The organism is Streptomyces sp. NPDC001606 (assembly GCF_053596835.1).
Genome location: NZ_JBSFHC010000001.1, coordinates 900,454 through 925,046, shown reverse-complemented (window position 1 = coordinate 925,046; position 24,593 = coordinate 900,454). Strand labels below are relative to the sequence as shown.

Below are 24,593 nucleotides of genomic sequence, written 5' to 3'. Positions count from 1 at the left end.
TCACGCCGACGCGAAGATCGTCTTCTTCTGGCGTTCGATGGAGGACAGCAGGCTGTCCACGCCCTTGGGATCCTGGAGGAACTTCTGGAGGCCGGGCTGCATCACCGTGGAGGTGAAGTCGGGGCGGGAGTCGCGGTCCATGAACTGGGTCAGGCTCTTGGCGCCCGCGATCATGTCGAACGCCTTCTTCTGCAACGGCGAGTACGCGGAGGTGTCGGCCTTGCCGGAGGCGGCGACCACGCTGGAGTCGGTCTTCAGGTACAGCTCTTCGGCGGCCGGGGTGCCGAGGTACTCCAGCAGCTTCACCACTCCGGCGTGGTTCTTCGGGGACCTGCTGACCATGAACCCGTCGGTCGGCGCCTCGACCGTGTCCTGGCCGTAGGCGGAGTTGATCTCCGGGAAGGGGAAGAAGTCGAGGTCGTCGAGATCGGCCTTGGCGGTGAACTGCTGCCCCACGAAGGAGCCGAGGAGGTACATGCCGGCTTTCTTGGCCACCAGCGTCTGCGCCGCGTCCTGCCAGGTGCGGCCCATGAAGCCGTCCTGGTGGTAGGGGAGGATCTCGCTCCAGTGGTCGAAGACGGCCTTGACCCTGGCGTCGGTCCAGGACGCCTTGCCCGCCATCAGCTGCACATGGAAGTCGTAGCCGTTGAGGCGGAAGTTGAGCTGGTCGAAGGTGCCCATCGCCGGCCAGGCGTCCTTGTCGCCGAAGGCGATCGGCACCAGGCCGTCCTTGCGCATCCGCTTGCACAGCGCGACGAACGCGTCCCAGGTGGTGGGGGCCGTGTAGCCGTGCTGCTGGAACACGCTCCTCCGGTAGAAGACCGCCCAGGGGTACGTGGTCATCGGCACGAAGTAGTACGTGCCGTCCTCGCCCCTGCTGAGCTTCTTCATCGCGTCGGGGAAGTTGTCCCCGATCTTCGCCCACACGTCGTCGACCGGGGAGGCCAGCCTCTTCGCCGCGAAGAACTGCATGCGGTATCCGGCGAACCAGTTGAACACGTCGTCCGGCGTGCCCTGGAGGTAGGAGTTGATCTGCTCCTGGAAGGTGTTGTGGTCCTTGGTGTTCACCGCGACGGTGAGCCCGGACTGCTTGGTGAAGGCCGCGTAGACGTGGGCGAAGGCGCTCTTCGGCACCGCGTCGGAGGCGTTGGAGCCGACGGTGACGGTCTTCGGGTCGGAACCGGAACCGCTGCTGCCGCAGGCGGACAGCAGGGGTATCCCGGCGCCGGCGAGCAGGGCGGCACCGCCCGCTCCGCGGAGCAGTGCGCGACGGCTGGGACCCGGGGCGGAAAGACCGGAGGGGGAGAGGCGCATGGCGGCTCCTGAGGAATGCAAGGTTCGGCCAAGGGGGTGAGCCGGTCTCCGAAAGATCATCGAAAGTGCTCAGAAACCAACTCGACCGAACATGGTGGGCGTCATGAGACCCCCACGTCCGCTCAGGCGTCAATAGGTCCGCACGCACCCGACCCTCTCTTGCCCGAACCGTGCTGTCCGCGTGATCGCCCGGTGCCGTTCGCCGCGAGGTGCGGTCTACTGGGCTCATGCGACCCGGTGCGGGTTCCCCGGAAGGCCGGGGAGTGGATGGTTTGTACTTACATTCGGACCTGCTTGTGAAATGATGTCTTAACAAAGTATTGACAGCGGCCCCGCCAGGGACTTGTATCCCGTGCCAACGCAACAGCGTCCCTCCCCCGTCGCACGCACAGTGAGGTGCAGGAAAGATGGACCGCTCTTCTCGCTCCCGCTCCCGCAGACCGGCCCCGGTCCTGGCCGCGGCCGCCGCGGCAGCCCTCGTCCTCGCCGGCTGCGCCAGCAGTCACGGCGGCAAGAAGGCGGAGGAGGCGGCGCAGAACGCCTCGGCGGGCAAGGCGAACACGCCCCGGATGACGGTGGCGCTGGTCACCCATCAGGCCCCCGGTGACACCTTCTGGGACACCGTCCGCAAGGGCGCGGAGGCGGCGGCCGCCAAGGACAACATCAAGCTGGTCTACTCCGCCGACCCCAACGCCGGCAACCAGGCCAACCTGGTGCAGAACGCGATCGACCAGAAGGTCGACGGCATCGCGGTCACCCTGGCCAAGCCCGACGCGATGAAGGGCGTCCTCGGCAAGGCTCACCAGGCCGGTATCCCGGTGGTCGGGCTGAACTCGGGGCTGAGCGACTGGAAGCAGCTCGGGCTGCTGGAGTTCTTCGGGCAGGACGAGAGCGTGGCCGGCGAGGCGTTCGGCGACAAGCTCAACACCACCGGCGCCAAGAAGGTCGTCTGTGTCATCCAGGAACAGGGCAACGTCGGCCTCACCCAGCGCTGCGGCGGCGTGCAGAAGACGTTCAAGGGCACCACGGAGACCCTGTACGTGAACGGCACCGACATGCCGTCCGTGAAGTCCACCATCACGGCAAAGCTGAAGCAGGACAGCTCCATCGACACGGTCGTCACCCTCGGCGCCCCGTTCGCCCTGACCGCCGTGCAGTCGGTGGGCGACGCGGGCAGCAAGGCCAAGATCGCCACCTTCGACCTCAACAAGGACCTGGTCAAGGCCGTCCAGAACGGGTCCATCGAGTTCGCCGTCGACCAGCAGCCCTACCTCCAGGGGTATCTGGCGGTCGACTCGCTGTGGCTCTACAAGTACAACGGCAACTACAGCGGCGGCGGGGTCCAGCCGGTGCTCACCGGCCCGGCCTTCGTCGACAAGTCCAATGTCGACAAGGTCGCGGAGTTCGCCGCGAAGGGGACCCGGTGATGAGCATGTCCCAGCAGGCTGAGCCGGCCCTCGGCAGGCAGCCGGCGTCCGGTCCCGGGCAGCGGGACGGCCGCACCGCCCGGCGCTCGCCGGCGCTGCGGCTGCTGGCCCGCCCCGAGGTGGGGGTCTTCCTCGGCGCCGCCGCCGTACTGGTCTTCTTCCTGATCGCCGCGCCCGCCGTCCGCCAGGGCAGCTCGATGGCCACGATCCTCTACCAGTCGTCCACCATCGGGATCATGGCGCTGCCCGTCGCCCTGCTGATGATCGGCGGCGAGTTCGACCTCTCCTCCGGCGTCGCCGTGATCTCCTCGGCGCTCACCGCCAGCATGCTCAGCTACCAGCTGACCCTCAATGTGTGGACCGGCGTGGTCGTCGCCCTGATCGCCTCCCTCGCGATCGGCTTCTTCAACGGCTGGATGGTGGTGAAGACCGGCCTGCCCAGCTTCCTCATCACCCTCGGTACCTTCCTGATCCTCCAGGGCGTGAACCTCGCGGTGACCAAGCTGATCACCGGCAATGTCGCCACCGACGACATCAGCGACATGGACGGCTTCGACCAGGCCAGAAAGATCTTCGCCTCGTCCTTCGACGTCGGGGGCGTGCAGGTGAAGATCACCGTGGTGTGGTGGCTGGTCTTCGCGGCGCTGGCCACCTGGGTGCTGCTGCGCACCAGGTACGGCAACTGGATCTTCGCGGTCGGCGGCAACAAGGAGAGCGCCCGGGCCGTCGGCGTCCCGGTGCGCTTCACCAAGATCAGCCTGTTCATGCTGGTCGGCTTCGGCGCCTGGTTCATCGGCATGCACAACCTGTTCTCCTTCAACACCGTGCAGTCCGGCGAGGGCGTCGGCCAGGAGCTGATCTACATCGCCGCGGCCGTCATCGGCGGCTGTCTGCTCACCGGCGGCGCCGGCTCGGCGATCGGCACGGTCTTCGGCGCCTTCATGTTCGGCATGGTGCAGCAGGGCATCGTCTACGCCGGCTGGAACCCGGACTGGTTCAAGGCCTTCCTCGGCGTGATGCTGCTCGGCGCCGTCCTGATCAATCTGTGGGTCCAGCGCACGGCGACCCGGAGGTAACCGATGACCGACAAGAACACCGGAACGCACGGCGCCGTCCTCGCCGACACCCCGCCCACGGGCGAGACACCCCTGGTGGAACTGCGCGGCGCCGGCAAGTCCTACGGCAACATCCGCGCCCTGCACGGCGTGGACCTGACGGTGCACGCCGGCCGGGTGACCTGCGTGCTCGGCGACAACGGCGCCGGCAAGTCCACCCTCATCAAGATCGTTTCCGGGCTGCACCAGCACACCGAGGGCGACTTCCTCGTCGACGGCCGGCCGGTGCGCTTCAGCACCCCGCGCGAGGCGCTCGCCAAGGGCATCGCCGCCGTCTACCAGGACCTGGCCACCGTCCCGCTGATGCCCGTCTGGCGGAACTTCTTCCTCGGCTCCGAGCTGACCCGGGGCCCCTGGCCGGTCCGCCGGCTGGACATCGCCCGGATGAAGCGGACCGCCGACGAGGAACTGCGCAACATGGGCATCGTCCTGGACGACCTCGACCAGCCCATCGGCACCCTCTCCGGCGGCCAGCGCCAGTGCGTGGCCATCGCCCGCGCCGTCCACTTCGGCGCCCGCGTCCTCATCCTGGACGAGCCGACGGCCGCCCTCGGCGTCAAGCAGTCCGGCGTGGTCCTGAAGTACATCGCCGCCGCCCGCGACCGCGGCCTCGGCGTCATCTTCATCACCCACAACCCCCACCACGCCTACATGGTCGGCGACCACTTCAGCGTCCTGCGCCTCGGCACCCTGGAGCTGAGCGCCGACCGCAGCCAGGTCAGCCTGGAGGAGCTGACCAACCACATGGCCGGCGGCGCCGAACTCGCCGCCCTCAAACACGAACTGGCCCAGGTGCGCGGCGTCGACGTGGACGAGCTGCCCGAGGAGAACGACCTCACCGCGCCCGTGGCGACCTCGCCGGAAGGGAACTCCTGACCATGTCCCACGCCCTCGACCGCATCCGCGTCGGATCGGCCCCCGACTCCTGGGGCGTCTGGTTCCCCGACGACCCGCGGCAGGTCCCCTGGGAACGCTTCCTCGACGAGGTCGCCGAGGCCGGCTACGACTGGATCGAACTGGGCCCCTACGGTTACCTGCCGACCGACCCGGCCCGGCTCACCGAGGAGCTTGCCCGGCGCGACCTGAAGGTCTCGGCGGGCACGGTCTTCACCGGCCTGCACCGCGGACCCGCCGTCTGGGAGGAGACCTGGGCCCACGTCGGCCAGGTCGCCGCGCTCACCCAGGCGATGGGCGCCCGGCACCTGGTGGTCATCCCCTCCTTCTGGCGGGACGACAAGACGGCCGAGATCCTGGAGCCGCCGGAGCTGACCGCCGAGCAGTGGGCGCACCTCACCAAGGGCATGGAGCGGCTCGGCCACGAGGTCAGGGAGACCTACGGCCTCGACATCGTCGTGCACCCGCACGCCGACACCCACATCGACACCGAGCGGCACGTCGAGCGCTTCCTGGACTCGACCGACTCCGAGCTGGTCAACCTGTGCCTGGACACCGGGCACTACGCCTACTGCGGCGGCGACAGCGTCAAGCTGATCGAGACCTACGGCGAACGCATCGGCTATCTGCACCTCAAGCAGGTCGACCCGCGGATCCTCGCCGAGGTGGTGGCGCACGAGGTCCCCTTCGGCCCGGCCGTGCAGCGCGGTGTGATGTGCGAACCGCCGTCCGGGGTACCCGAGTTGGGGCCGGTGCTGGAGGCGGCGCAGCGGCTGGGCGTGGATCTGTTCGCGATCGTCGAGCAGGACATGTACCCGTGCGAGCCGGACAAGCCGCTGCCGATCGCCGTGCGCACCCGGCGCTTCCTGCGGTCCTGCGGGGCCTGAGCGGCAGGGGCGGGAACCGGGTCCCGGCGCGGGGCCCGGTTCCTGCGGGATGGCAACGGATTCGGTCCGCGGGTGGCCGGGAACCAACCCTGGGCACGCGGACGTTGTGCACGACGACGGGGGACGCCCGCGCAGACGGGAGGACGAGATGACACAACGCACCGAGTCCCGGGGAGCCGCCCAGGACCCCACCGACGCGGCGGAACACCGCCGCAGCCGCTTCGGCACCCTGCCCGAGCGGATCCGCCCGGAGGACACCGTGGAGACCAAGCCGGCGACCCTGCCGGACCCGGCACGGAACACCTACCACCCGGACGAGTGGCTGATCCGCTACTGCGGCTGACACACACCTGCGGCGCCGGGCACGCCCGCCCGGCGCCGCAGGTGTGTGTCAGGCCTGGCGCACCTCCGCGATCGTCACCGGCCGGTGCTCGTGCAGCGACAGGGTGCAGGCCTCCGCGATCCAGCCCGCCTCCAGGGCGTCCTCGATGGTGCAGGGGGAGGGCAGGCCCCCGGCCACGACCTCGGTGAACGCGGTGAGTTCGGCGCGGTAGGCGTCGGCGAAGCGGTCCATGAAGAAGTCGTGCGGGGTCCCGGCCGGGAAGGTCGCCCCCGGCTCCACCGAGCGCAGCGGAAGCTTGTCGTCCAGGCCCACGGCGACCGAGTCCGTGAAGCCGTGCAGCTCCATCCGGACGTCGTAACCCCGGGCGTTGTGCCGGGAGTTGGAGACCACCGCGATCGTGCCGTCGTCCAGGGTGAGCACCGCGCCGGTGGTGTCGGCGTCGCCCGCCTCCCGGATGTAACCGGCGCCCCGGTTGCCGCCCACCGCGTACACCTCGGTGACCTCGCGGCCCGTCACCCAGCGGATGATGTCGAAGTCGTGCACGGAACAGTCCCGGAAGATCCCCCCGGACGCGGCGATGTACGCGGCCGGCGGCGGCGCCGGGTCCAGGGTCGTGCACCGGACCGTGTGCAGCGCGCCCAGCTCCCCGGCCCGTACGGCGGCCCGCGCGGCGGCGAAGCCCACGTCGAAGCGCCGGTTGTAGCCGATCTGGATGGGCACCCCGCTGTCCCGCACCGCGTGCAGCACCGCCACGCCCTCCGCCATGGAGCGGGCCACCGGCTTCTCGCAGAAGACCGGGACACCGGCCGCGACACCGGCCCGGATCAGCGCGGGGTGGGCGTCGGTGGCCGCGGCCACGACGAGGCCGTCCACCCCGGCCGCGAGCAGCGCCTCCGGCGAGTCCGCGACCTCCGCGCCGAACCGCTCCGCGGCGGCCTTGGCGGCGTCCGCGAAGGGATCGGCGACCACGAGCGAGTCGACGGCGTCCAGTCCGGCGAGGGTCTCGGCGTGGAAGGCACCGATGCGGCCGAGGCCGAGGATTCCGATACGCATGGGTGGTGCAACTCCTCAGATGCTGGGGACGGGGAGAGGAAGGATCTTCCGGTGACGGGAACGGTCGGTCACAGGAGCGGCGCGGCCCTGTCATTCTTGTCAGTACAAACCCCTCGCACCACCATCAGCACGCCATCAAAAAACCCTCAAGGAGCCGGTCCATGGGCCATCCGTTCCCGATCCGGGAGATCGCACGCCAGGCGGGTCTCAGCGAGGCCACCGTGGACCGGGTGCTGAACGGCAGGGGCGGCGTCCGGGAGAGCACCGCGCAGGAGGTGTACCGGGCCATCGCCGACCTGGACCGCCAGCGCACCCAGGTGCGCCTGGTTGGCCGTACCTTCATGCTCGACATCGTCGTGCAGGCCCCGGAACGGTTCAGCACGGCCGTACGCTCCGCCCTGGAGGCCGAACTGCCCGCGCTGCACCCGGCCGTGGTCCGCTCCCGCTTCCACTTCCGGGAGACCGGTGCCGCGCAGGAGCAGGCCGCCACGCTGGACCGGATCGCCCGGCGCGGCTCGCAGGGCGTCCTGCTCAAGGCGCCGGACGTCCCCGAGATCACCGCGGCCGTCGGCCGGCTCACCGCCGCCGGGATACCGGTGGTCACCCTCGTCACCGACCTGCCCGCGAGCGGCCGGATCGGCTACGTGGGCAGCGACAACCGCGCCGCCGGGGCGACCGCCGCCTATCTGATGGGCCAGTGGCTCGGAGACCGCCCCGGCAATGTCCTCACCAGCCTCAGCAGCGGCTTCTTCCGCAACGAGGAGGAGCGCGAGATGGGCTTCCGGAGCGTGATGCGGGCCCGGCATCCCGAGCGCACGCTGGTGGAGATCGCCGAGGGGCAGGGCCTGGACGCCACCCAGTACGACCTCGTCCGCGCCGCCCTCGCCCGCGACCCGGAGATCCGCGCCGTGTACTCGATCGGCGGCGGCAACAACGCCACCCTGCGGGCGTTCGCCGACCTCGGCCGGGAGTGCGCCGTGTTCGTCGCGCACGACCTCGACCACGACAACACCCGGCTGCTGCGCGAGCACCGGCTGTCCGCCGTGCTCCACCACGACCTGCGGCACGATCTGCGCGAGGCCTGCCACGCGGTGATGCGCTTCCACGGCGCGCTGCCGCCCGCCGGACCGCTGCTGCCGTCGGCGATCCAGGTGGTCACGCCGTACAACATGCCTCCAGGCTGACCCAGCCGCCCTGCGCCGCCGACCGGGCCATGGCCTCCAGCACGGCCGCGCTGCGCACCGCGTCCGCGAGCGTGGCGCCGTACGGCGTGCCCTCGGCGATGGAGCGGACGAACCGGTAGGCCTCGATCACCTTCAGGTCGTCGTAGCCCATCGCGTTGGCCGCGCCCGGCTGGAACGCGGCGAACTCACCGGCGCCCGGGCCCACGTACACCGTGCTGACCGGCTGGTCCTGATACGTCGTACCGCGACTGACGCCCAACTCGTTCATCCGGCGGAAGTCCCAGAAGACCGCGCCGCGGGTGCCGTGCACCTCGAAGCCGTAGTTGTTCTGCTCGCCGACCGAGACCCGGCAGGCCTCCAGCACCCCGCGGGCGCCGGAGGCGAAACGCAGCAGGCAGCTCACATAGTCCTCGTTCTCGACCGGGCCCGGCACGCCCCCCGAGGCGAGGGCGTGACCCGCCGTGGCGCCGGCCGGACGCGCCCGTTCCGGGAGGAAGATCGCGGTGTCCGCGGTGAGCGCGGCGATGTCGCCGAGCAGGAAGCGGGCCAGATCGGCGCCGTGCGAGGCCAGATCGCCGAGCACCCCGCTGCCGCCGCGCTCCCGCTCGTAACGCCAGGTCAGCGCGGACTCCGGGTGGGCCGCGTAGTCGCTGAACAGCCGGATGCGGGCATGGGTGACCGTGCCGATCTCGCCGGAGGCGATCAGCTCCCGGGCCGCCTCCACCGCGGGTGCGCCCCGGTAGTTGAAGCCCACCGTGCCCTGCACCCCCGCCCCGGCGACCGCGTCGGCCACCGCGCGGGCGTCCCCGGCGGTCAGGCCCACCGGCTTCTCGATCCACAAGTGCTTGCCGGCCTCGGCCATCGCCACCCCGATCTCCCGGTGCAGGAAGTTCGGCGCCGTGACGCTGACCGCGTGGACGCGCGGATCGGCGGCCACCTCGCGCCAGTCCCGGGTGGCGGAGGCGAACCCGAACTGCTCGGCCGCCTCCTCGGCCCGCCCCGGCACCTCCTCGGCGACCGTGACCAGCCGGGGCCGCAACGGCAGCTGCGGATAGTGGTGCGGCAGCCGGGCGTACGCCTGGGTGTGCACCCGGCCCATCCAGCCGAACCCGACGACGGCGACACCCAGCGCTTCCACCATGAGAGCCCCTTGTGGTTGGACCGTTCCAACTCCTGCCGACGCCACCTTTGTGCGGACATAGCTGCGCTGTCAAGGACATTGACAGCGTCTCCGCCGCATGGAACGGTCCATCCCATGAGACCACCGACGATCCGGGATGTGGCCGAGCGGGCCGGGGTGTCCAAGTCACTGGTCTCGCTGGTGCTGCGCGACTCCGGCCCGGTCCGCCCGGAGAAGCGGGACGCGGTGCTGCGGGCGGTGCGCGAGCTGGGCTACCGGCCCAACGCGGCCGCCCGGTCCCTGAGCGAGCAGCGCACCCGGACCGTCGGCGTCCTCCTGGACGACCTGCGCAACCCCTGGTTCGTCGAGCTGCTCGACGGCCTGAACTCCCTGCTGCACACGGCCGGTCTGCACATGCTCCTCGCGGACGCCCGGCTGAACCGGCGACTCGGCCACGACCTCGCCGAACCCTTCCTGGACCTGGGCGTCGACGGTCTGGTGGTGGTCGGCACGGTCCCGGACGCGGGCGGAATCGGCACGCTCGCCCGGCATCTGCCCGTCGTCGTGGCGGGCGCCCGCGAGCCGCGCCCCGACCGGGTCGACGTCGTCGCCGGGGACGACGAGCACGGCGCCCGGCTCGTCACCGAACACCTCCTCGCCCTCGGCCACCGTAGGATCGCGCACCTCGCCGGCCACGGCGCCGTCGGCGAACTGCGCCGGCGCGGCTTCGAGACGGCGATGCGCGCCCACGGCGCCGAGCCGCTCACCGAGCCCGGAGACCTGACCGAGGAGGGCGGCTACCGCGGCACGGTACGGCTGCTCAGCCGGGCCGAGCGGCCCACGGCGCTCTTCGCCGTCAACGACATGGCCGCCGTGGGCGCCCTGTCCGCGGCCGCGGAGCTGGGCCTGCGGGTGCCGGGCGATCTGTCGGTCGCCGGTTACGACAACACCAGCATCTCCCGGCTGCGGCACCTCTGGCTGACCACCGTCGACACCTCTCCCTACGAGATCGGCCGCCGCGCCGCCCGCTGCCTGCTGGACCGGTTCGAGCGGCCGGAGCAGGAGGGCAGCGTGCGGCTGGCCGCGCCGACCCTCGAGATCCGGGGCACGACGGCCCAGCCCCCTTCCCCTACAGCGTGATCGCGTACACCTTGCGCAGCGTCTCGTGCACGGTCCACGTCGTACGGTCGCCCGCGTGCAGCACCGCCAGGTCGCCCGGCCCCACGGTGAGCGTGGGACCGCCCTCGACCTCGATCGTCGCCGACCCGCTGACCACGACGAACACCTCGTCCGCCTCCGTGTCGGTGACCACGCCCGGCGTGATCTGCCAGATCCCGCGGAGCTGCCTGCCGTCCGCCGACTCCCAGACCACCTTTCCGGTGACCTCCGGGGCGCCGGAGACGATCTGCTCCGGGTCCAGGGGCTCGGGCTGGAGATCGGCGTCGGGGACATGGAGCGCGAAGCTGCGCGTGATCGGGACGTGGCTCATGGGACGGACCCTAACCAGGCCGCACCCCCCGCCGCCGTCGACACTGTGTGCGGCATCGGGCCTGGTCGGAGGACACTTCGTCGGCCCATGCGAACTGGCGATGGTGCGCGGCCCGGGCGATCGTGGAGTGCATGGCTGACTCCACGCCGGCCGCCGCGGCGCCGCCTCGCACGCACGACACGCGCGAGGCCGTCCTCTTCGGCGGGGTCTACGGCGCCGTCCTCGCCAGTTCGATGGTCGCCGCGCTCAGCCAGTACGGCCGCACCTCCGCCGCGGGCCGCCGCTACGACGCCGTCTGGCTGCTGGTCACCGCGCTGGCCTCGGCCCTCGCCCACGGCTACGCCCACTACATCGCCGAGCGCGCCCCGCACCGCCGCTGGGACGCGCTGCGGGCGATGCGCGACGAGTGGCCGCTGGTGACGGCCGTACTGCCGACCGTGTTCCTGCTGGCGGGCGCGGGCTGGGGCTGGTGGCCCGCGAACGGCGTCGAGTATCCCGCCTTCGCCCTCAACATCGTGCTGCTCTTCACCCTCGGCCTGGTCACCGCCCGCTGGTCGGCCCGGCGCTGGCCGGCCGCCGTCCTCATCGGCCTGGCCGACGCACTGCTCGGCATGATCGTGGTGGTGGCGAACGCGCTGATCAAGTAGCCGACACCGGCCGGCCGACGCGGCGGGCCCGGCACCGGCACCCGTGCGAGTGCGGTAGGGTTGACCTGCGTGATCACGCGGAACACCCCGCGTGCGAGCGCAACGGGACGTGGCGCAGCTTGGTAGCGCACTTGACTGGGGGTCAAGGGGTCGCAGGTTCAAATCCTGTCGTCCCGACGTGAGTCGGAAAGGCCGTCGGCCGGGAGAAATCCCAGGCCGGCGGCCTTTTGCGCAGGGCGCTCCGGCAGCGCAACGGAACCCGCACGCGGAAACGGCCCGCCAGGGACTGACGGGCCGTCATGCGGGATCGGGAACTACGCGCCGTTGAGGAACGGGAGCACGTCCACGGCATCGGTGATGCCGGGCGGCGGGCCGTCGACCCGGGTGCCCGGAAGCGCGTTCTGGATGATCATCGGTGCGAGCGTCGGGGTGGTGTTGACCTCGATGAAGTGGTTGACACCGAAGTTCTCCTGGAGGTCCGCGACGGATTCGATCAGGTTCGCGGGTTTGGTCCAGATGGTGAGCGACGCCTTCCTGACGGTGTCGGTTTCGATGATGGGCCGGCACTCGGTGGTGAAGTACAGAGGCGGCAGCACGGGCTGCACGGTCCGTTCCTCCGACCGCTGGATCGCCTGGAGGGCTGCCGGCTTGAACAGAGGGGTGTGGATGGGGAGGAGGGCGGCGAGCCGCCTGGAGGAGACTCCCTTGCGTTCCGCGTGACTCTGGAGAAGGTCCAGGTCGCCGTCCCGGCCGCAGACGACCGTCTGGTTCGGGGCATTGATCATGCCGACATAGAGGCCGTCCTCCGAGACCTGCCGACACAACGCCCACGCGGTCTGCTGGCTGGTGTTGAGGGCGAGCATTCCACCCCGCAGCGAAAGCTTCTTGGCCTCCATGAAGCCCGTGAGCAGAACGTCGATCGTCTCTGCCATGGTCATGAGGTCGGTGATGACACTGCCGACGTTGAAGCCGGCGCCGTGTCCCAGAATGATGGACGGCTGGACCTTCAGATCCAGCGCCATGTACACGGAGTACGGCACGAGCGTTGCCGCGACCAGATTGTGGACGTACTCCGTTTCCTCACTCGGGGCCGGGCCGGAAACGTCGCCGGTGAGCCGGGGTGTGACGGGTGGATGGCCTATGTCCGCGAGCTTCTCGTCGGTGAGCTCGAGGGCGGCGGCCACGCTCGGGTTCGTGTGGGCCAGCGTGCGCAGGATCCCCGCAGGATAGGGGTTGCTGAACGGCGGAAAGGCCAGGGCTGTCGTGAGCGGCATGTGTTCTCTCCCGGGATATCCAGAAAACGGATCCGGCTTGTCTCGCTGCCGAATCCGTTTTCTGGACGACTAACGCGGGTCTGTCAGGACTGGGTCTCGGGACGCAGGTGGTTGAGGACGGTGGTGGCGATGGTGGTGAGAGGTGCGGTCATGACTTCCGAGGCCGGGATCGCGCAACCGGTGTGGCGGCGGATGTGGCCGATGAGTTCAGTGGCGGTCAGCGAGTCGGCGCCGAGCTGGTCAATGCGGCGGTTGACGTCGACCCGTTCGGGCGTGGTGTGGAGGCCGGAGGCCAGCCACGAAGTGAGGGCCTCCAGCAGGATCGGGCGGGCTTCCTCGGCGGTGGCGGCGGCCCGCACACGCGGCAGCAGGCTGTCGTCGTCGCCGGTGTCCGGCGTGTGGACCAGCGTGGCCGTACGCGGTGCGGTCACCGTGGGCAGGAAGGCCATCAGCGCCTGCTCCCGGCCCCGGGATTCGGCGACGACCGCCGTCACCGCGGTGTCCGGGTGGAGAAGCAGCGTGTCGAAGCGGTCCAGCGCCTGCGCCGAGGTCATCGGCAGGATGCCGTAGTCGCTCATCACCCCGGTGATTCCGGTCCGGTTCACGTACCCGACGTCGGAGATGGCGCCCAGCTGGAGGACACAGGCGGGCAGCCCGTCGCGCCTGCGCTGGCGCGCGATGTTCTCCAGGGTGAGGCTGGCGGCGGCGTACGAGGCCTGCCGCCTGTTGCCCAGCAGCGCGGCGAACGACGAGTACATCGCGAAGAAGTCGACGTCGCGTTCGCGGGTGTGGGCGTCGAGGAGCAGCGCTCCGGTGAGCTTCGGGTTCAGGACGGTCAGGTAACGCTCGACCGTCAGATCGGTGACCTCGTCGTCGTCGAGGACCATGGCGGCGTGGACCACACCGCCGAGCCGGCGTCCGCTCGCGTCCAGATCCCGGAAGAGCTGGTCGACGGCGCTCGGGTCGGAGACGTCGACGGCGCGGGCGTCCACCTGGACTCCCTGGTCGTTCAGACTGCTGACCAGGGCGACGGCGTTCTCGTTGCGCGCGGTGCCACGCCGGCTGACCAGCGTGAGGTGACGCGCTCCCCGGCGGACCAGGTGCCGGGCGGTCTCGGCGCCGAAGCCGTCGAGGCCTCCGACGACCAGATAGGTCGCCGCGGGATCCAGTACCGGCGTCTCGGGGGCGCGGTCGAGAAGGACGCCGTCGTCGAGGACGATGACGGTCTTTCCGGCCAGGTGACCGGCCAGGACGCCGTCCATGGCCGCGTAGACCTTGTCGGCGGAGTAGACCATGTGCGGCAGCGGCCGGCACTCGCCGCTGTCGATCACCTTTTGCAGCTCGTCCAGGCAGCGGTCCACCGTGGGGGAGGGCTGCTCGAACCAGCCGACGACGTCGACGGCGTGAACGGTGGCGTCGCGGTCCAGGGACGGCATGTTCAGCGGCGCGGCCTGCGGCTCGACGTCGAAGAAGTGCCCGCCCGGCGCCAGCAGGTCCAGCGCACGCCCGCGCAGGTCAGCACTGAGCGAGCTGAGGTTGAGCACGACATCCACGCCGCCCTCGGCGACCTTCCGGACCTCCTCGGCGAAGCCGGCGGCACCCGAGTCCACCACATGGTCGACCCCCGGAAGATCCAGCAGGGCCCGCAGAGCCGGCGTGGGGGCGCCGACGATGACGCGGCTCCCGGCGCGCTGGGCGAAGTCGATCGCCGCCAGCCCGGTCCCGTCGGATCCGCCCAGGACGAGCACGGTGTCGCCGGGACCCACACCCGCGACGTGTCCCAGGACGTGGTGCGTGGTCAGCTGGGCGATGAGAAGCGATGCCGCCGCGGCGAAGGTGACCTGCTCGGGCAGCTTGACGACCCGGTCGGCCCGCAGGTTGATGTGCGAGGCCAGCCAGCCGCCCTGCGTGATACCGGCGACCCGGTCTCCCGGGCGGATGCCGGTGACGTCGTCGCCGACGGCGGTGACGATGCCCGCGCCTTCGCAGCCGAGGTGGACGTCGCCCGGACGCGCGCCGTGCGGCGGGAGCAGACGCCCGGTGGCGAAGAGGGCGTCACGGCCGTTGAGGGCCGCGGCCTGCACGCGGACGGTGATCTCACCCGGCGCGGGGGCGGGGACGCCGCGGTCCTGCCAGACCAGCCGGTGCGGGGTGCCGGCCTCGCCGTGGACGGCGAGCGCGAACTGCTCGTCGGCGCCGTGGGCGCGGGTCTGCCGGGTCTCCGGCAGCGCCTGCACCCGCACGGCGAAGCGCCCGTGAGGAGTGATCACGCACTCGTCCTCGGCATCCGGGTGGGTGATCTCGTACGCCACATGGCCGGCCGCCTGCTGTGCCGACTCCGCGGTTCCGCCGACGACACGGATCCGGTGGACGGTCAGCAGCGCCTGCTCGTTGGCCAGGGTGCGGGTGGCACCCCAGAGCGCCGCACCGGTGTGCGTCATCGGGGCGTCCAGGCTGTCGGCGGTCGCGGCCGCGACCAGCCACAGAGTGGGCTGAAGATCGCTGTCGGCCTGCGCACAGGCGGTCGCCAGGGCACTGAGCTGCGCGAGGGCATGAGCAGCACGCGCGGTGGTCTGCTCGACGGTCGACTGCTCGCCGTCGTCGGCGACCAGGACGATGTCGACCGGCCCCGCGGCCGGCAGCAGAGCCGCCCAGTCCGACTGCGGCTGGAGATCCGAGAGCACCACCTCGCGTGCCCCCGTGGCCGTCAGGGCCGCCGCCACGAAGCCGCCCAGACGGTCGGCGGAGCTGTCCCCGCTCTCGGAGATCAGCAGGCAGGGAGCGGTGGCACCGTCCGCCTCCTCGTCCTGCGGCGAGCCGACGGCTTCGGCGCCCGTGGCGCGCACCGCCGCGATGACCGACGCGGGAACGCCCTCGTACTCCGGCTGGGCGCTGAGGAATCCGCTGGTGGAGAACCCTGCCTCGGCCAGCACCGTCTTCCACTGCTCGCGGGTCAGCGCCGCGCCGGCCGGCCGCAGATCGGTGTCGGTGGAATCCCAGAAGGAGTCCAGGATGCCGAACAGCGTCGCGACATAGGAGTTGGTGTGCAGCTCGAGGGCGACGAGCTGACCGTTGTCGTCCAGGAGCGTGGCGGCGTGCCGCAGGCCCTGGGTGATGTCGGTCGTCGTGTGCAGGGCGTTGCTCGCCACGACGAGATCGAAGGAACCCGGGACGAACCCCTGCTCGGTGGGGTCGACGCTCAGGTCGAGGGCCTGGTACTCGACGAAGTTGAAGGCGGCGAACCGGGCCTCGGCCTTGGGGAAGAACGCCGCGGAGACGTCCGTGTACACGTAGTGCGTGCGCTCGGGCGGCAGATGGGGCAGGATGCGCGCGGTGAAGCCGCCGGTGCCGGCGCCGATCTCCAGGATCCGCAACGGCCGGTCGGCCGGCCACTCGGCCAGGGCGGCCTGGAGGTAGGCCACGGCGGCGTCGGACAGGTACGTCAGACCCGGGTCGTGGTTGTACACCTGCGCCGCGATGGGACCGGACTCGCCGAACAGCACCTCCAGTCCCTCTTCCGCACCGGTGATGACGTCGGCCAGGCTGCGCCCGACCCATGCGGCGGCCTGCCACATCACGATGAGTTCGGGGAACTCGTTCAGCCGCTGCTGCAGAAGCTCCTCGGGCGCCGGGGTCCCGCTCTGCGTCCAGCCGCCCTCGGCACGGGCGGTCAGCAGCCCGTGCCGGGCCCCGATCGCCAGCATCATCTCGACCAGCGGGCACAGGATCTCCCGGACGCCGGCGGTCTTCAGGTCCTCGAGGGTGAAGACCCGTCCACCGACCGGTCCGTCGAGCCGGAGGGTGCCTCGCGCCACTGCGGACTCCAGGATGCTGCTCACGGCAGCCGCCATGTAGTGCGCGCTCAGCTGCCGGGACCTTTCCATGTGGCCGTCGTAGCCACGGTCCCGGAACGCGTCGTCGAGCCGGGTGATGACCGGGCCGCACTCGTCGATGACGCGGGCGGGCGCGGGGAGCGGAGAGGGGGTGCCGGGCAGCGCGGTCATCCGCGGGCGTGCCTTGAGTTCCTCGGTGTACAGCTCGGGCGCGGGAGAACCGCTGTTCTCGATCCGCCGCGCGTACACGTCCTTCAGGTCGAGCAGGACCGTTCCGTCGGTGTCGCAGACGGTGATGTCGGCCATGAGCCCGGTCTCGGTGACGGACGTCAGCCGCAGGTACGCCATGACGGTGGCGGGCAGGGGACCCCAGACGCGGACGCTCCCCATCGACACCGGCAGGTGCGGGACGTAACGCTCCGCGGAGCCGGTGACCACATGGGCGGAGAGCGGCAGCATCGCCTGGAGGCAGCCGTCGAGGAGGACGACACGGGCCTGGTGCTCGGCGTCGGCGAAGTGATCCGTACGCAGCTTCGCGAGTCCTTCGCTGTCCTGGACGGACAGCCCTGCCAGCACCTGGAACGCCGGCCCGTAGTGGAGCGACACTGCGGTGCAGGCCCGGTAGTGGTCGGACGTGTCCACGGCTTCGGTGAGGCGGCCGGCGAGAGCGGCCACGTCCACCGGGGCGGGCCTGGCATCGGCCAGACCGCGCCACCGCCCGTTCACGTGCTGGACGGCCTCGATGTCCGCGCCGGTGTGCCCGGCGACGACGAAGGTTCCGTCGGGACGTACGGTGGTGGTGGTGCGGACCGGAGCCGATCCGGGATCGCTGGGCAGGGCCAGCGACCTGATCAGGGAGACGTCGAGCAGTTCCACGGGGCCGCCGGACACCTCGCGGGCCGCCGACAGCGCCATGTCGAGGAAGCCCGTGCCCGGCATGAGGACGGCGTCGCCGACCTTGTGATCGGAGATCCAGGCCGCGTTCTGCTCCCGGCCCCACGTCGGGTCGGCCCCGAGCAGGCGCCGGCCCAGCAGCGGATTGGACGGAGCCGGCTGCGTCACGGGCGCCATCTCGTGGTCGGCCCACCACGAGGGGTCGCCCAGCTGGTAGCGCTGGCGCTGCCAGGCGTAGGCCGGGACGTCCACGACGCGGCCGCCCTGCGGGAAGAACCGGTCCCAGTCCAGCTGCGCACCGGCCGCGACCGTGTGCAGCACGGTGCCGGTCAGAGCCTGCGGGCCGGCGTTGATCCGGGTCAGCGTCGGCGCCACCTCGACCGAGGCTCCCGCGTCGACGGCGATGCGGCGCAGGTAGCCGCTGAGCGCCGGGTGCGGGCCGACCTCGACCAGCACGTCACAGCTGTGCTCCGTGCCGATGAGCGCCTCGACCGCCGCGGCGAACTGGACCGGTTCACGGATGTTGCGCCACCAGTAGTCGGTGTCCATCTCGTGGTCCGCGAGCGCGCGGCCGGTGACGGTGGAGACCATCGGGATCTCGCCCTCGCGGGTCTCGAGCTCCCCGAGGCCCTCCAGCAGCGGGCCGCGGACGGCGTCCATGGCCGGGCTGTGGAAGGGGTAGTCCAGGCGCAGGAACCGGAAGGACACGCTGTCGCGAACGCAGCGCTCCTCGATGGCCTCCAGCGTGTCGCTGTCCCCGGCCAGGGTGACGTCGTTGCCGGAGTTGACGGCCGCGATCACCACACGCTCGCTCGCGCCCATCTCGTCGAGCACCCGCTGGGCCTGCGCGGGCGACAGCGCCACCGCCGCCATCCGCCCGGTGCCGAAGGTGGGCGCCTGGGCGAGGCTCCGGTACGCGATCACGCGACAGGCCTGGGTGCGGTCCAGGATCCCGGCGCAGTAGGCGGCCGCGACCTCACCGACGCTGTGGCCCGCGACCGCGTGCGGGAGCACGCCCCGCTCGCGCAGCGACATGATCAGGCCGGCCTGGAGGGCGAACAGCATCGGCTGCGCCACCTCCGTCAGCGCCCACCGGCCGTTGTCCGGCGTCGCCATCTCCGCCTCGACCGACCAGCCCAGCAGCGGTTCCAGTTCGCGGCTGACGGCCTGGATCTCGGCGGTGAAGGCAGCGTCCTGCCCCAGCAGTTCCGCACCCATCCGCGGCCACTGGGTACCGTTGCCGCTGAAGATGAACCCGACGCGGCCCCGGGCCGTGCTGGTGGCCGAAGCCGCCTCGTCCGAGGCGCCCTTCTCCGCCATCTCGCGCAGTGCCTGGGCGGCCGCTGCGCCGCTGGAGGCCAGCACGGCGGTGGACAGCTCACGGCGTTCGCGCCGCAGCGCCGTGGTGAACCCGACGTCCACCAGGGCGGAATCGTCCAGGCCCTCCAGGTAGGAGGCCATCGTCAGCGCCGACTCCCGCAGCGCCGCCTCGGTCCGGCCGGTGACCACCACCGGCACGGCCGCGGCCGGCCGCTCGGTACCCGCGGCCCCGTCCCCGGCGGTCTCCGGGAACTCCAGCACCACGTGCGCGTTCGCGCCGCCGATACCGAAGGAGTTGACACCGGCGATGCGCCGCGCGCCGGGCTCGCCGTCCAGCGGCTGCATCTCCGTGACCGGGTTCAGCCCCAGCCCGTCGAAGTCGATCGCATGGTTCAGGGGCTGCGCGTGCAGGGTGGCGGGCACCTGCTGCTTGCGCAGGACCAGCATGGCCTTGAACAGACCGGCCATGCCGGCTGCCGCTTCGAGGTGCCCCAGGTTCGACTTCACCGAGCCGATCGGCAGCGGCTTGCCCTGGCGCCGCCGTCCCAGAACCCGCCCGAGAGCCTCGCACTCCGTCGGGTCGCCCGCCGCCGTTCCGGTTCCGTGCGCCTCCACGTACGACACCTGGTCGGCGTGCACACCGGCCTCGGCGTACGCGCGCTCCAGCATCGCCGCCTGGGCGTCCGCGCCGGGCATGGACATACCGAGGGTGCGTCCGTCGGAATTGACCACCGACGACCTGATCACCGCGTGCACCCGGTCACCATCGGCCAGAGCACGGCTCAGGGGCTTCAGGAGCACCACGCCGGCGCCCTCCGACCGGACGAAGCCGTCGCCGTTGTCGGAGAAGGAGTGACAACGCCCCGTCGGGGAGAGCATCGACGCCTGGCTGGACATGACGTGTCCGCCCGGGCCGAGCACCAGGTTCACGCCGCCGGCCAACGCGGCCTCGCAACGGCCCGAACGGACCAGCTCGGCCGCCAGGTGCAGGGCCGTCAAGGACGACGAACACGCCGTGTCCACCGTGTGGGACGGCCCGTGGAAGTCGAACAGGTACGACATCCGGTTCGCCGCGCTGAACGCGCCCGTACCGGTGGGGGCGAACGAGTTCAGAACGCCGGGACGTCGGGTCAGCAGACCCCAGTAGTCCTGAACGGTCAGCCCCATGACGACACCGACGTCCGCACCGGCCAGCAGCCGCGGATCGATGCCTCCGTCGTCGAAGGCCTCCACCGCGCACTCCAGCAGCAGCCGTTGCTGCGGATCGATCTGACCGGCTTCCTTCGGCGATATACCGAAGTACTCCGGGTCGAAGCCCCACACATCGCCGACAATGCCGGCCGCGTCGGTGTACGACTTCCCCGGTCGCGGCCCGCCCTCTGCAACAAAATCATCGGTGTTGAACCGGTCACCGGGTACCGATGTCACAAGATCCTGGCCACCGGACAAGGCCTCCCACAACCCGTCCAGTGTGGTGATTCCCCCGGGGAGACGGAGTCCCACGCCGACCACCGCCACAGGTTCGCCCGAACCCGGTGCAGTCCCCGCACTACTCATGTCGCCTCGTTCTTTACTCACCATTACTGCGTCTGCCTTTCACGTATTTTTTTCCGCACGCGTGACCGCTCGCGATTTTTTCGAATGGGTGATCGCTCGCGTTTCCGAACAGGGGGATCCTGTGGTTGTTTACGCGGCTGCCGGCATCTCGGATAGTCATATTGGTCCCCGTGCCGAGGGGGCCGGTAACCAACGAAGAGTAAAAATGATCCGGATGTGGCGAAACCCGATTCACCGCACGCAGTCATGCCCGCAGTGCGGCTACTTGAACTAGTTCGCTATGGAATACAGGGCACGGGCGAGCCGGGCGATCGGCTTGCCGGTCTCCCTGGGCGACAGGATCTGCCTCACTTCGGGCGGCAGAACCTGTCTGACTGTGTCGAATGGATCCGTGCGTTCGCGCTATGCCGTGCGCTGCGATGCGGTCCTGGCACGCAGGCGCATCTTGAGATGGCGCGGTCCCATGGAGGGAGTGATGGCCGGGGGCTTCTGCCCGGGAATGGTTTCCAGCCGCCAGCGGGAGGCGATGTCCGTCAGCGCCAGTACGGCCTCGATGATGGCGAACTGGTCGCCGATGCACTTGCGTGCGCCGCCGCCGAAGGGGAGGTAGGCCTTGTTGCGCGGTGCCGCATGCAGCGCTTCGGCGTCCCAGCGGTCGGGGTTGAAGACGTCGGGGTTGGTGTAGTAGCGCGCCTGGCGGTGGACGGCGTAGGAGCTGTACGCGATGGTCGTCCCGGCGGGGATGTCGTAGCCGCCCAGGTTGGTGTCCGCCGTGACGATCCGGGTCCAGATCATCCCGGCCGGCGGGTACAGCCGCAGCGTCTCGGTGATGATCTGGTGCGCGACCTTCAGGTCGGGCACGTGCTCGTAGGAAACCGGCTTGCCGTCCAGGACGCGATCGGTCTCGTCCCACAGGCGCTGCTGGATATCCGGGTTGATGGCGACGAGGTACAGGGCCCAGGACAGGGCGATCGCCGTGGTCTCCGAGCCCGCCACCAGGAAGGTGAGGACCTCGTTGCGGAGTTCGGCGCTGCTCAGACGCTCGCTCTGGCCGTCGGCCGGGCACTCGGTGTCGCGGGACGTCAGGAGCGCCGAGAGCAGGTCCCCGTGGTCCTCGGGGCTGACCTGGGCCTTGGCGATGATGTCGGAGACGGTGCTGTGGAGGCCGGCGACAGCCCGCTGATAGCGCCGGTTGCCGGGGGTCGGGATCTGGTTCAGTGCCGCCGGCATGAAGGTCTGCCGGTACGTCGCGTGCAGCACCTCGATGGCGTCGCCGACCGTCTGACGCAGGTCCTCCGCCGACACCATTCCGCCGAGCATCGCCTGCAACATGTTGTGCATCGTCAGGCTGAGCATTTCCGACGGCATGTCCAGGACCTGACCATCCCGCCACGGGCTGGTCCGCAGGGTTGTTCCCTCGGTCATGGCCTGGGTGTAGCCGGGAAGCCGGTTGCGGTGGAACGCGGGCTGAACCAGCCGGCGCTCGCGCCGGTGCATGGAATGCGGGCAGGTCACCAGACCGTCGCCGAACACCTCCCTGGCCTTGTCGAACAGCAGACCGCCCTTGTCGTAGACGCGGTCGTTGAGGAGTACCTGCGAGATCAGCTCGGGGTCACAGACAAACACCGCCTTGAGCGGGCCGACGTTGATGCGCATCATGTCGCCGTCCGCGACCAGCGAACGCAGGAATCCCCTTGGATCACGGAGTGCCTTCACTGCGTGACCCACGACCGGGAGGCCGCCGGGTGCCACAGGAACGCTGTTACTGGGATCTGTGGTGGTCCTCTTGTCTGCAATCACGTTGCGCATGCGATTCCCCCAGGTGCGTCAAGTCACATTCAGGCCATCTGAAAAGGGCCGATAATGAACGTTTGAGTGTTTTATTTATGCGACGTAAATGAGCGCCTTTCGCGGCCGTCAGACTATCAGCCCGCTCGCGACGGGGCCGTGACGCAAACGTGATCGTAGCGTGATCTCGCAGGTCAACGCAGCCTTTTGAGGGGTGGGCCCGGCCGATCGTTCAGTCCGCGACTCACTCCGGGATCGCCTCTGCGGCACCGCAACAAGACTCTCCGGTCACAATTACAGACAAAGATCACATACGTATCCCTAAATATGATCCCGGCCACAAAGCAGAAATCGCCGTCGGGGCTTGACGGCAATCGCCAAAATAATGATTTAATAACATCGTGCGTCCGAGGGCTGAGACGCTTCATGGCTTCATGTCGGTGAGAGCTGCTACTCGGGCAAGGAGGGGACGTGCAGTTCGCAATCCTTGGTTCCGTCGCGATGCGTTGTGCGAACGGCGATCCCCTGCCCATTACAAGACCGCGCCAGCGGAGCGCCTTGGGAATTCTTTTACTTAACAGCGAGCGTCGCGTTAATAAGGGATATCTTGCGGAGGCGTTGTGGGGCACCGACCTGCCCAGCGATCCGGGTGGCGCCCTGCGCAGCAACCTCTACGGCCTGCGCAAGGCGGCTCCGATCAGGGAGCGGCTGCACACGGGCCCTGACGGCTATGGTCTCGCGCTGCGCGAGGGTGACGTGCTGGACCTGCACTGCTTCCAGGGCCTGGCCCAGCGGGCGCGGGCAGCCCAGCTGTTGGGCGACGTGGACGACGCCGCCCGACTCTTCCAGCGCGCCCTGGACACCTGGGCCGACCCGCCGCTGGCCGACATCCCGGCCACGCCGATCATGCAGCCGGTCATCTCGGAACTGCTCGAGCACCGCCACACGGTCCAGGAACAGCTGGTGGACGCGCGACTGGCCCTCGGCCAGCACCATGAACTGCTGCCGCTCCTGATGTCACTCACCACCGCGCAGCCCCTGCGCGAGCGACGGTGGGAGCAGCTCATACTCGCCCTGTACCGGTGCGGCCGGCGGGCGGAGGCGCTGGACACGTTCACCCGGGCGCGCCGGCTTCTCGCCGAGGACTACGGCATCGACCCCGGCGGCCCGTTGCAGCACCTCCAGCAACTCATCCTGGCGGGCGACCCGATGCAGTCCCTTTCACTGCCTGTTCCGCCGCAGCGGGTCCAGGCCGACACCGCGCGCGAGCCGCGCCCGCAGCGCCACGAGGTCGCCCGGCCCCCGGTCGGCATTCCCCACCAACTCCCCGCCGAACCCCGGCACTTCATCGGTCGGGAAACCGAACTCGGAGTACTCGCCGACCTGGCGAACGAGATGTCGCCGGTCGGCTCCTCGCCGGTGGTTTCCGTGCTGTGCGGCGCCCCGGGAATCGGCAAGACGGCCCTCGCCCTGCATTTCGCCCATAAAATCGCCGACCGTTTCCCCGATGGGCAACTGTACATAGATCTGGGTGCTTTCAGCCCGGCGGCCGATTCGGTGAGCATTCAACAAGCGATCCGGTCCGTCCTCGCTCCGCTGATCTCGTTGCCGGAGCCGGACACGATGACTCCGGCGGCCTATGTCAACCTGTACCGGACCGTTCTGGCACAGCGGCAGATGCTCATCCTGATCGACAACGCCTATGACAGCGCACAGGTGCAGCCCCTGATCCCGGCCGCTCCGCAGGGCATGGTCGTCATCACCAGCCGCCGCAAACTCACCGGCCTGGTGACCTCGCACGGCGCCCATCTGACCACCCTGGACGTGCCCTCCAGGGCCGAGGCGGAGACCCTGCTCACCAGCAGGCTGGCCGCCGACGGCCTCACCGTCGACAACGCCGCCCTGTCGGCCGTGACCGAGGCCTGCGCACGGCTGCCCCTGGCGCTGGTGATAGCGGCCACGCGAGCGGTCGCACGGCCCATGGTCCCGCTGCGTCACCTGGCCGAGGAACTGGAGAGCGAGCACAACCGGCTCGACGTGCTGCGCGGCGGCCGCACTTCGGGCGACATCCGGGCGGCCTTCTCGTGGTCCTACGAGCGTCTGACGAGCGCCGAGGCACGCATGTTCCGCGTGCTCGGCGCACACCGGGTACGCGACATCACCGCCACCGAGGCGGGTCGACTGGCCCACGTGCCGACCTTGGAGGCGATGCAGTCGCTCACCGGGCTCGCCTGCGCGCACCTCGTCCGGGAGTACGCCCCCAAGCGGTACCACTTCGACGACCTGATGAGTATCTACGCCGCGGAGAAGGCGAGGGAGACAGAAGCCTGACCGCTGGACCGCACGACACCGAAGCGACTGCTACGAGCGCGGTCGCCGCCCGGGTGGCGGCCGTCGGCAAAGGGACTTGGAGGAAGACCTTGAACAGCCGAACGCTGGCCAGGCTCCGAGAGC

The 24,593-nt window shown here is 70.2% G+C and carries 16 protein-coding genes and 1 tRNA gene; 10 read left to right on the top strand and 7 right to left on the bottom strand.

Annotated features, from left to right (window positions below):
- A complete protein-coding gene (locus ACWCV9_RS04025; protein WP_450784134.1) occupies positions 1-1,314 on the bottom strand; it encodes an ABC transporter substrate-binding protein in 1,314 nt (437 codons plus the stop codon).
- Between the two features lie 407 nt (positions 1,315-1,721).
- Between ACWCV9_RS04025 and ACWCV9_RS04020 the strand changes: the two genes are divergently transcribed.
- From ACWCV9_RS04020 to ACWCV9_RS04000, 5 genes are all read left to right on the top strand, one after another.
- Entirely contained in the window at positions 1,722-2,741 is a 1,020-nt protein-coding gene (locus tag ACWCV9_RS04020; RefSeq protein ID WP_450784133.1) for a sugar ABC transporter substrate-binding protein, read from the top strand.
- Complete coding sequence (locus ACWCV9_RS04015; RefSeq protein WP_450784132.1) at positions 2,741-3,817, top strand: ABC transporter permease; 1,077 nt, start codon at positions 2,741-2,743, stop codon at positions 3,815-3,817. Before ACWCV9_RS04020 ends, ACWCV9_RS04015 begins: the two co-directional genes overlap by 1 nt.
- 3 nt (positions 3,818-3,820) lie before the next feature.
- Complete coding sequence (locus ACWCV9_RS04010; RefSeq protein WP_450784131.1) at positions 3,821-4,732, top strand: ATP-binding cassette domain-containing protein; 912 nt, start codon at positions 3,821-3,823, stop codon at positions 4,730-4,732.
- 2 nt (positions 4,733-4,734) lie between these two features.
- Positions 4,735-5,637, top strand: coding sequence for a sugar phosphate isomerase/epimerase family protein (locus ACWCV9_RS04005; RefSeq protein ID WP_450784130.1), 903 nt, complete (start codon positions 4,735-4,737; stop codon positions 5,635-5,637).
- Positions 5,638-5,785: 148 nt separating this feature from the next.
- On the top strand, positions 5,786-5,980 hold the full coding sequence (locus ACWCV9_RS04000; RefSeq protein ID WP_450784129.1) for a hypothetical protein: 195 nt from the start codon (positions 5,786-5,788) through the stop codon (positions 5,978-5,980).
- A 48-nt stretch (positions 5,981-6,028) separates the two neighbouring features.
- Here the strand turns inward: ACWCV9_RS04000 and ACWCV9_RS03995 are convergent, their stop codons facing one another.
- Positions 6,029-7,033, bottom strand: coding sequence for a Gfo/Idh/MocA family protein (locus ACWCV9_RS03995; protein ID WP_450784128.1), 1,005 nt, complete (start codon positions 7,031-7,033; stop codon positions 6,029-6,031).
- Between the two features lie 161 nt (positions 7,034-7,194).
- Between ACWCV9_RS03995 and ACWCV9_RS03990 the strand changes: the two genes are divergently transcribed.
- Entirely contained in the window at positions 7,195-8,217 is a 1,023-nt protein-coding gene (locus tag ACWCV9_RS03990; protein ID WP_450784127.1) for a LacI family DNA-binding transcriptional regulator, read from the top strand.
- Here ACWCV9_RS03990 and ACWCV9_RS03985 read toward each other — a convergent pair.
- A complete protein-coding gene (locus ACWCV9_RS03985) occupies positions 8,189-9,358 on the bottom strand; it encodes a Gfo/Idh/MocA family protein (RefSeq protein ID WP_450784126.1) in 1,170 nt (389 codons plus the stop codon). The two genes, ACWCV9_RS03990 and ACWCV9_RS03985, sit on opposite strands and share 29 nt — an antisense overlap.
- Before the next feature lie 114 nt (positions 9,359-9,472).
- Between ACWCV9_RS03985 and ACWCV9_RS03980 the strand changes: the two genes are divergently transcribed.
- Entirely contained in the window at positions 9,473-10,477 is a 1,005-nt protein-coding gene (locus tag ACWCV9_RS03980) for a LacI family DNA-binding transcriptional regulator (protein ID WP_450784125.1), read from the top strand.
- On the opposite strand, the gene ACWCV9_RS03975 is transcribed toward ACWCV9_RS03980, so the two are convergent.
- On the bottom strand, positions 10,467-10,811 hold the full coding sequence (locus ACWCV9_RS03975) for a cupin domain-containing protein (protein ID WP_450784242.1): 345 nt from the start codon (positions 10,809-10,811) through the stop codon (positions 10,467-10,469). The genes ACWCV9_RS03980 and ACWCV9_RS03975 overlap by 11 nt on opposite strands.
- A gap of 146 nt (positions 10,812-10,957) precedes the next feature.
- Here ACWCV9_RS03975 and ACWCV9_RS03970 point away from each other — a divergent pair, with 146 nt between their 5' ends.
- Entirely contained in the window at positions 10,958-11,473 is a 516-nt protein-coding gene (locus ACWCV9_RS03970) for a hypothetical protein (protein WP_450784124.1), read from the top strand.
- A gap of 103 nt (positions 11,474-11,576) precedes the next feature.
- Positions 11,577-11,650, top strand: a tRNA-Pro gene (locus tag ACWCV9_RS03965).
- A 137-nt stretch (positions 11,651-11,787) separates the two neighbouring features.
- On the opposite strand, the gene ACWCV9_RS03960 is transcribed toward ACWCV9_RS03965, so the two are convergent.
- The 3 genes from ACWCV9_RS03960 to ACWCV9_RS03950 form a co-directional block, all read right to left on the bottom strand.
- The gene (locus tag ACWCV9_RS03960) at positions 11,788-12,657 is read right to left on the bottom strand and encodes a hypothetical protein (RefSeq protein WP_450784123.1); all 870 of its coding nucleotides are present in this window, start codon (positions 12,655-12,657) and stop codon (positions 11,788-11,790) included.
- Between the two features lie 173 nt (positions 12,658-12,830).
- The gene (locus ACWCV9_RS03955; protein WP_450784122.1) at positions 12,831-20,351 is read right to left on the bottom strand and encodes an SDR family NAD(P)-dependent oxidoreductase; all 7,521 of its coding nucleotides are present in this window, start codon (positions 20,349-20,351) and stop codon (positions 12,831-12,833) included.
- 402 nt (positions 20,352-20,753) lie between these two features.
- Positions 20,754-22,160, bottom strand: a complete 1,407-nt coding sequence (locus tag ACWCV9_RS03950) for a cytochrome P450 (protein ID WP_450784121.1) — start codon at positions 22,158-22,160, stop codon at positions 20,754-20,756.
- Between the two features lie 450 nt (positions 22,161-22,610).
- Between ACWCV9_RS03950 and ACWCV9_RS03945 the strand changes: the two genes are divergently transcribed.
- Entirely contained in the window at positions 22,611-24,470 is a 1,860-nt protein-coding gene (locus ACWCV9_RS03945; RefSeq protein ID WP_450784120.1) for a BTAD domain-containing putative transcriptional regulator, read from the top strand.
- The last annotated feature ends 123 nt before the right edge of the window (positions 24,471-24,593 follow it).

Bases quoted from the DNA above. Each gene is read 5' to 3' on its own strand.
- ACWCV9_RS04025 (WP_450784134.1), bottom strand. From the start codon at position 1,314: ATGCGCCTCTCCCCCTCCGGTCTTTCCGCCCCGGGTCCCAGCCGTCGC.
- ACWCV9_RS04020 (WP_450784133.1), top strand. From the start codon at position 1,722: ATGGACCGCTCTTCTCGCTCCCGCTCCCGCAGACCGGCCCCGGTCCTG.
- ACWCV9_RS04015 (WP_450784132.1), top strand. From the start codon at position 2,741: ATGAGCATGTCCCAGCAGGCTGAGCCGGCCCTCGGCAGGCAGCCGGCG.
- ACWCV9_RS04010 (WP_450784131.1), top strand. From the start codon at position 3,821: ATGACCGACAAGAACACCGGAACGCACGGCGCCGTCCTCGCCGACACC.
- ACWCV9_RS04005 (WP_450784130.1), top strand. From the start codon at position 4,735: ATGTCCCACGCCCTCGACCGCATCCGCGTCGGATCGGCCCCCGACTCC.
- ACWCV9_RS04000 (WP_450784129.1), top strand. From the start codon at position 5,786: ATGACACAACGCACCGAGTCCCGGGGAGCCGCCCAGGACCCCACCGAC.
- ACWCV9_RS03995 (WP_450784128.1), bottom strand. From the start codon at position 7,033: ATGCGTATCGGAATCCTCGGCCTCGGCCGCATCGGTGCCTTCCACGCC.
- ACWCV9_RS03990 (WP_450784127.1), top strand. From the start codon at position 7,195: ATGGGCCATCCGTTCCCGATCCGGGAGATCGCACGCCAGGCGGGTCTC.
- ACWCV9_RS03985 (WP_450784126.1), bottom strand. From the start codon at position 9,358: ATGGTGGAAGCGCTGGGTGTCGCCGTCGTCGGGTTCGGCTGGATGGGC.
- ACWCV9_RS03980 (WP_450784125.1), top strand. From the start codon at position 9,473: ATGAGACCACCGACGATCCGGGATGTGGCCGAGCGGGCCGGGGTGTCC.
- ACWCV9_RS03970 (WP_450784124.1), top strand. From the start codon at position 10,958: ATGGCTGACTCCACGCCGGCCGCCGCGGCGCCGCCTCGCACGCACGAC.
- ACWCV9_RS03955 (WP_450784122.1), bottom strand. From the start codon at position 20,351: ATGAGTAGTGCGGGGACTGCACCGGGTTCGGGCGAACCTGTGGCGGTG.
- ACWCV9_RS03950 (WP_450784121.1), bottom strand. From the start codon at position 22,160: ATGCGCAACGTGATTGCAGACAAGAGGACCACCACAGATCCCAGTAAC.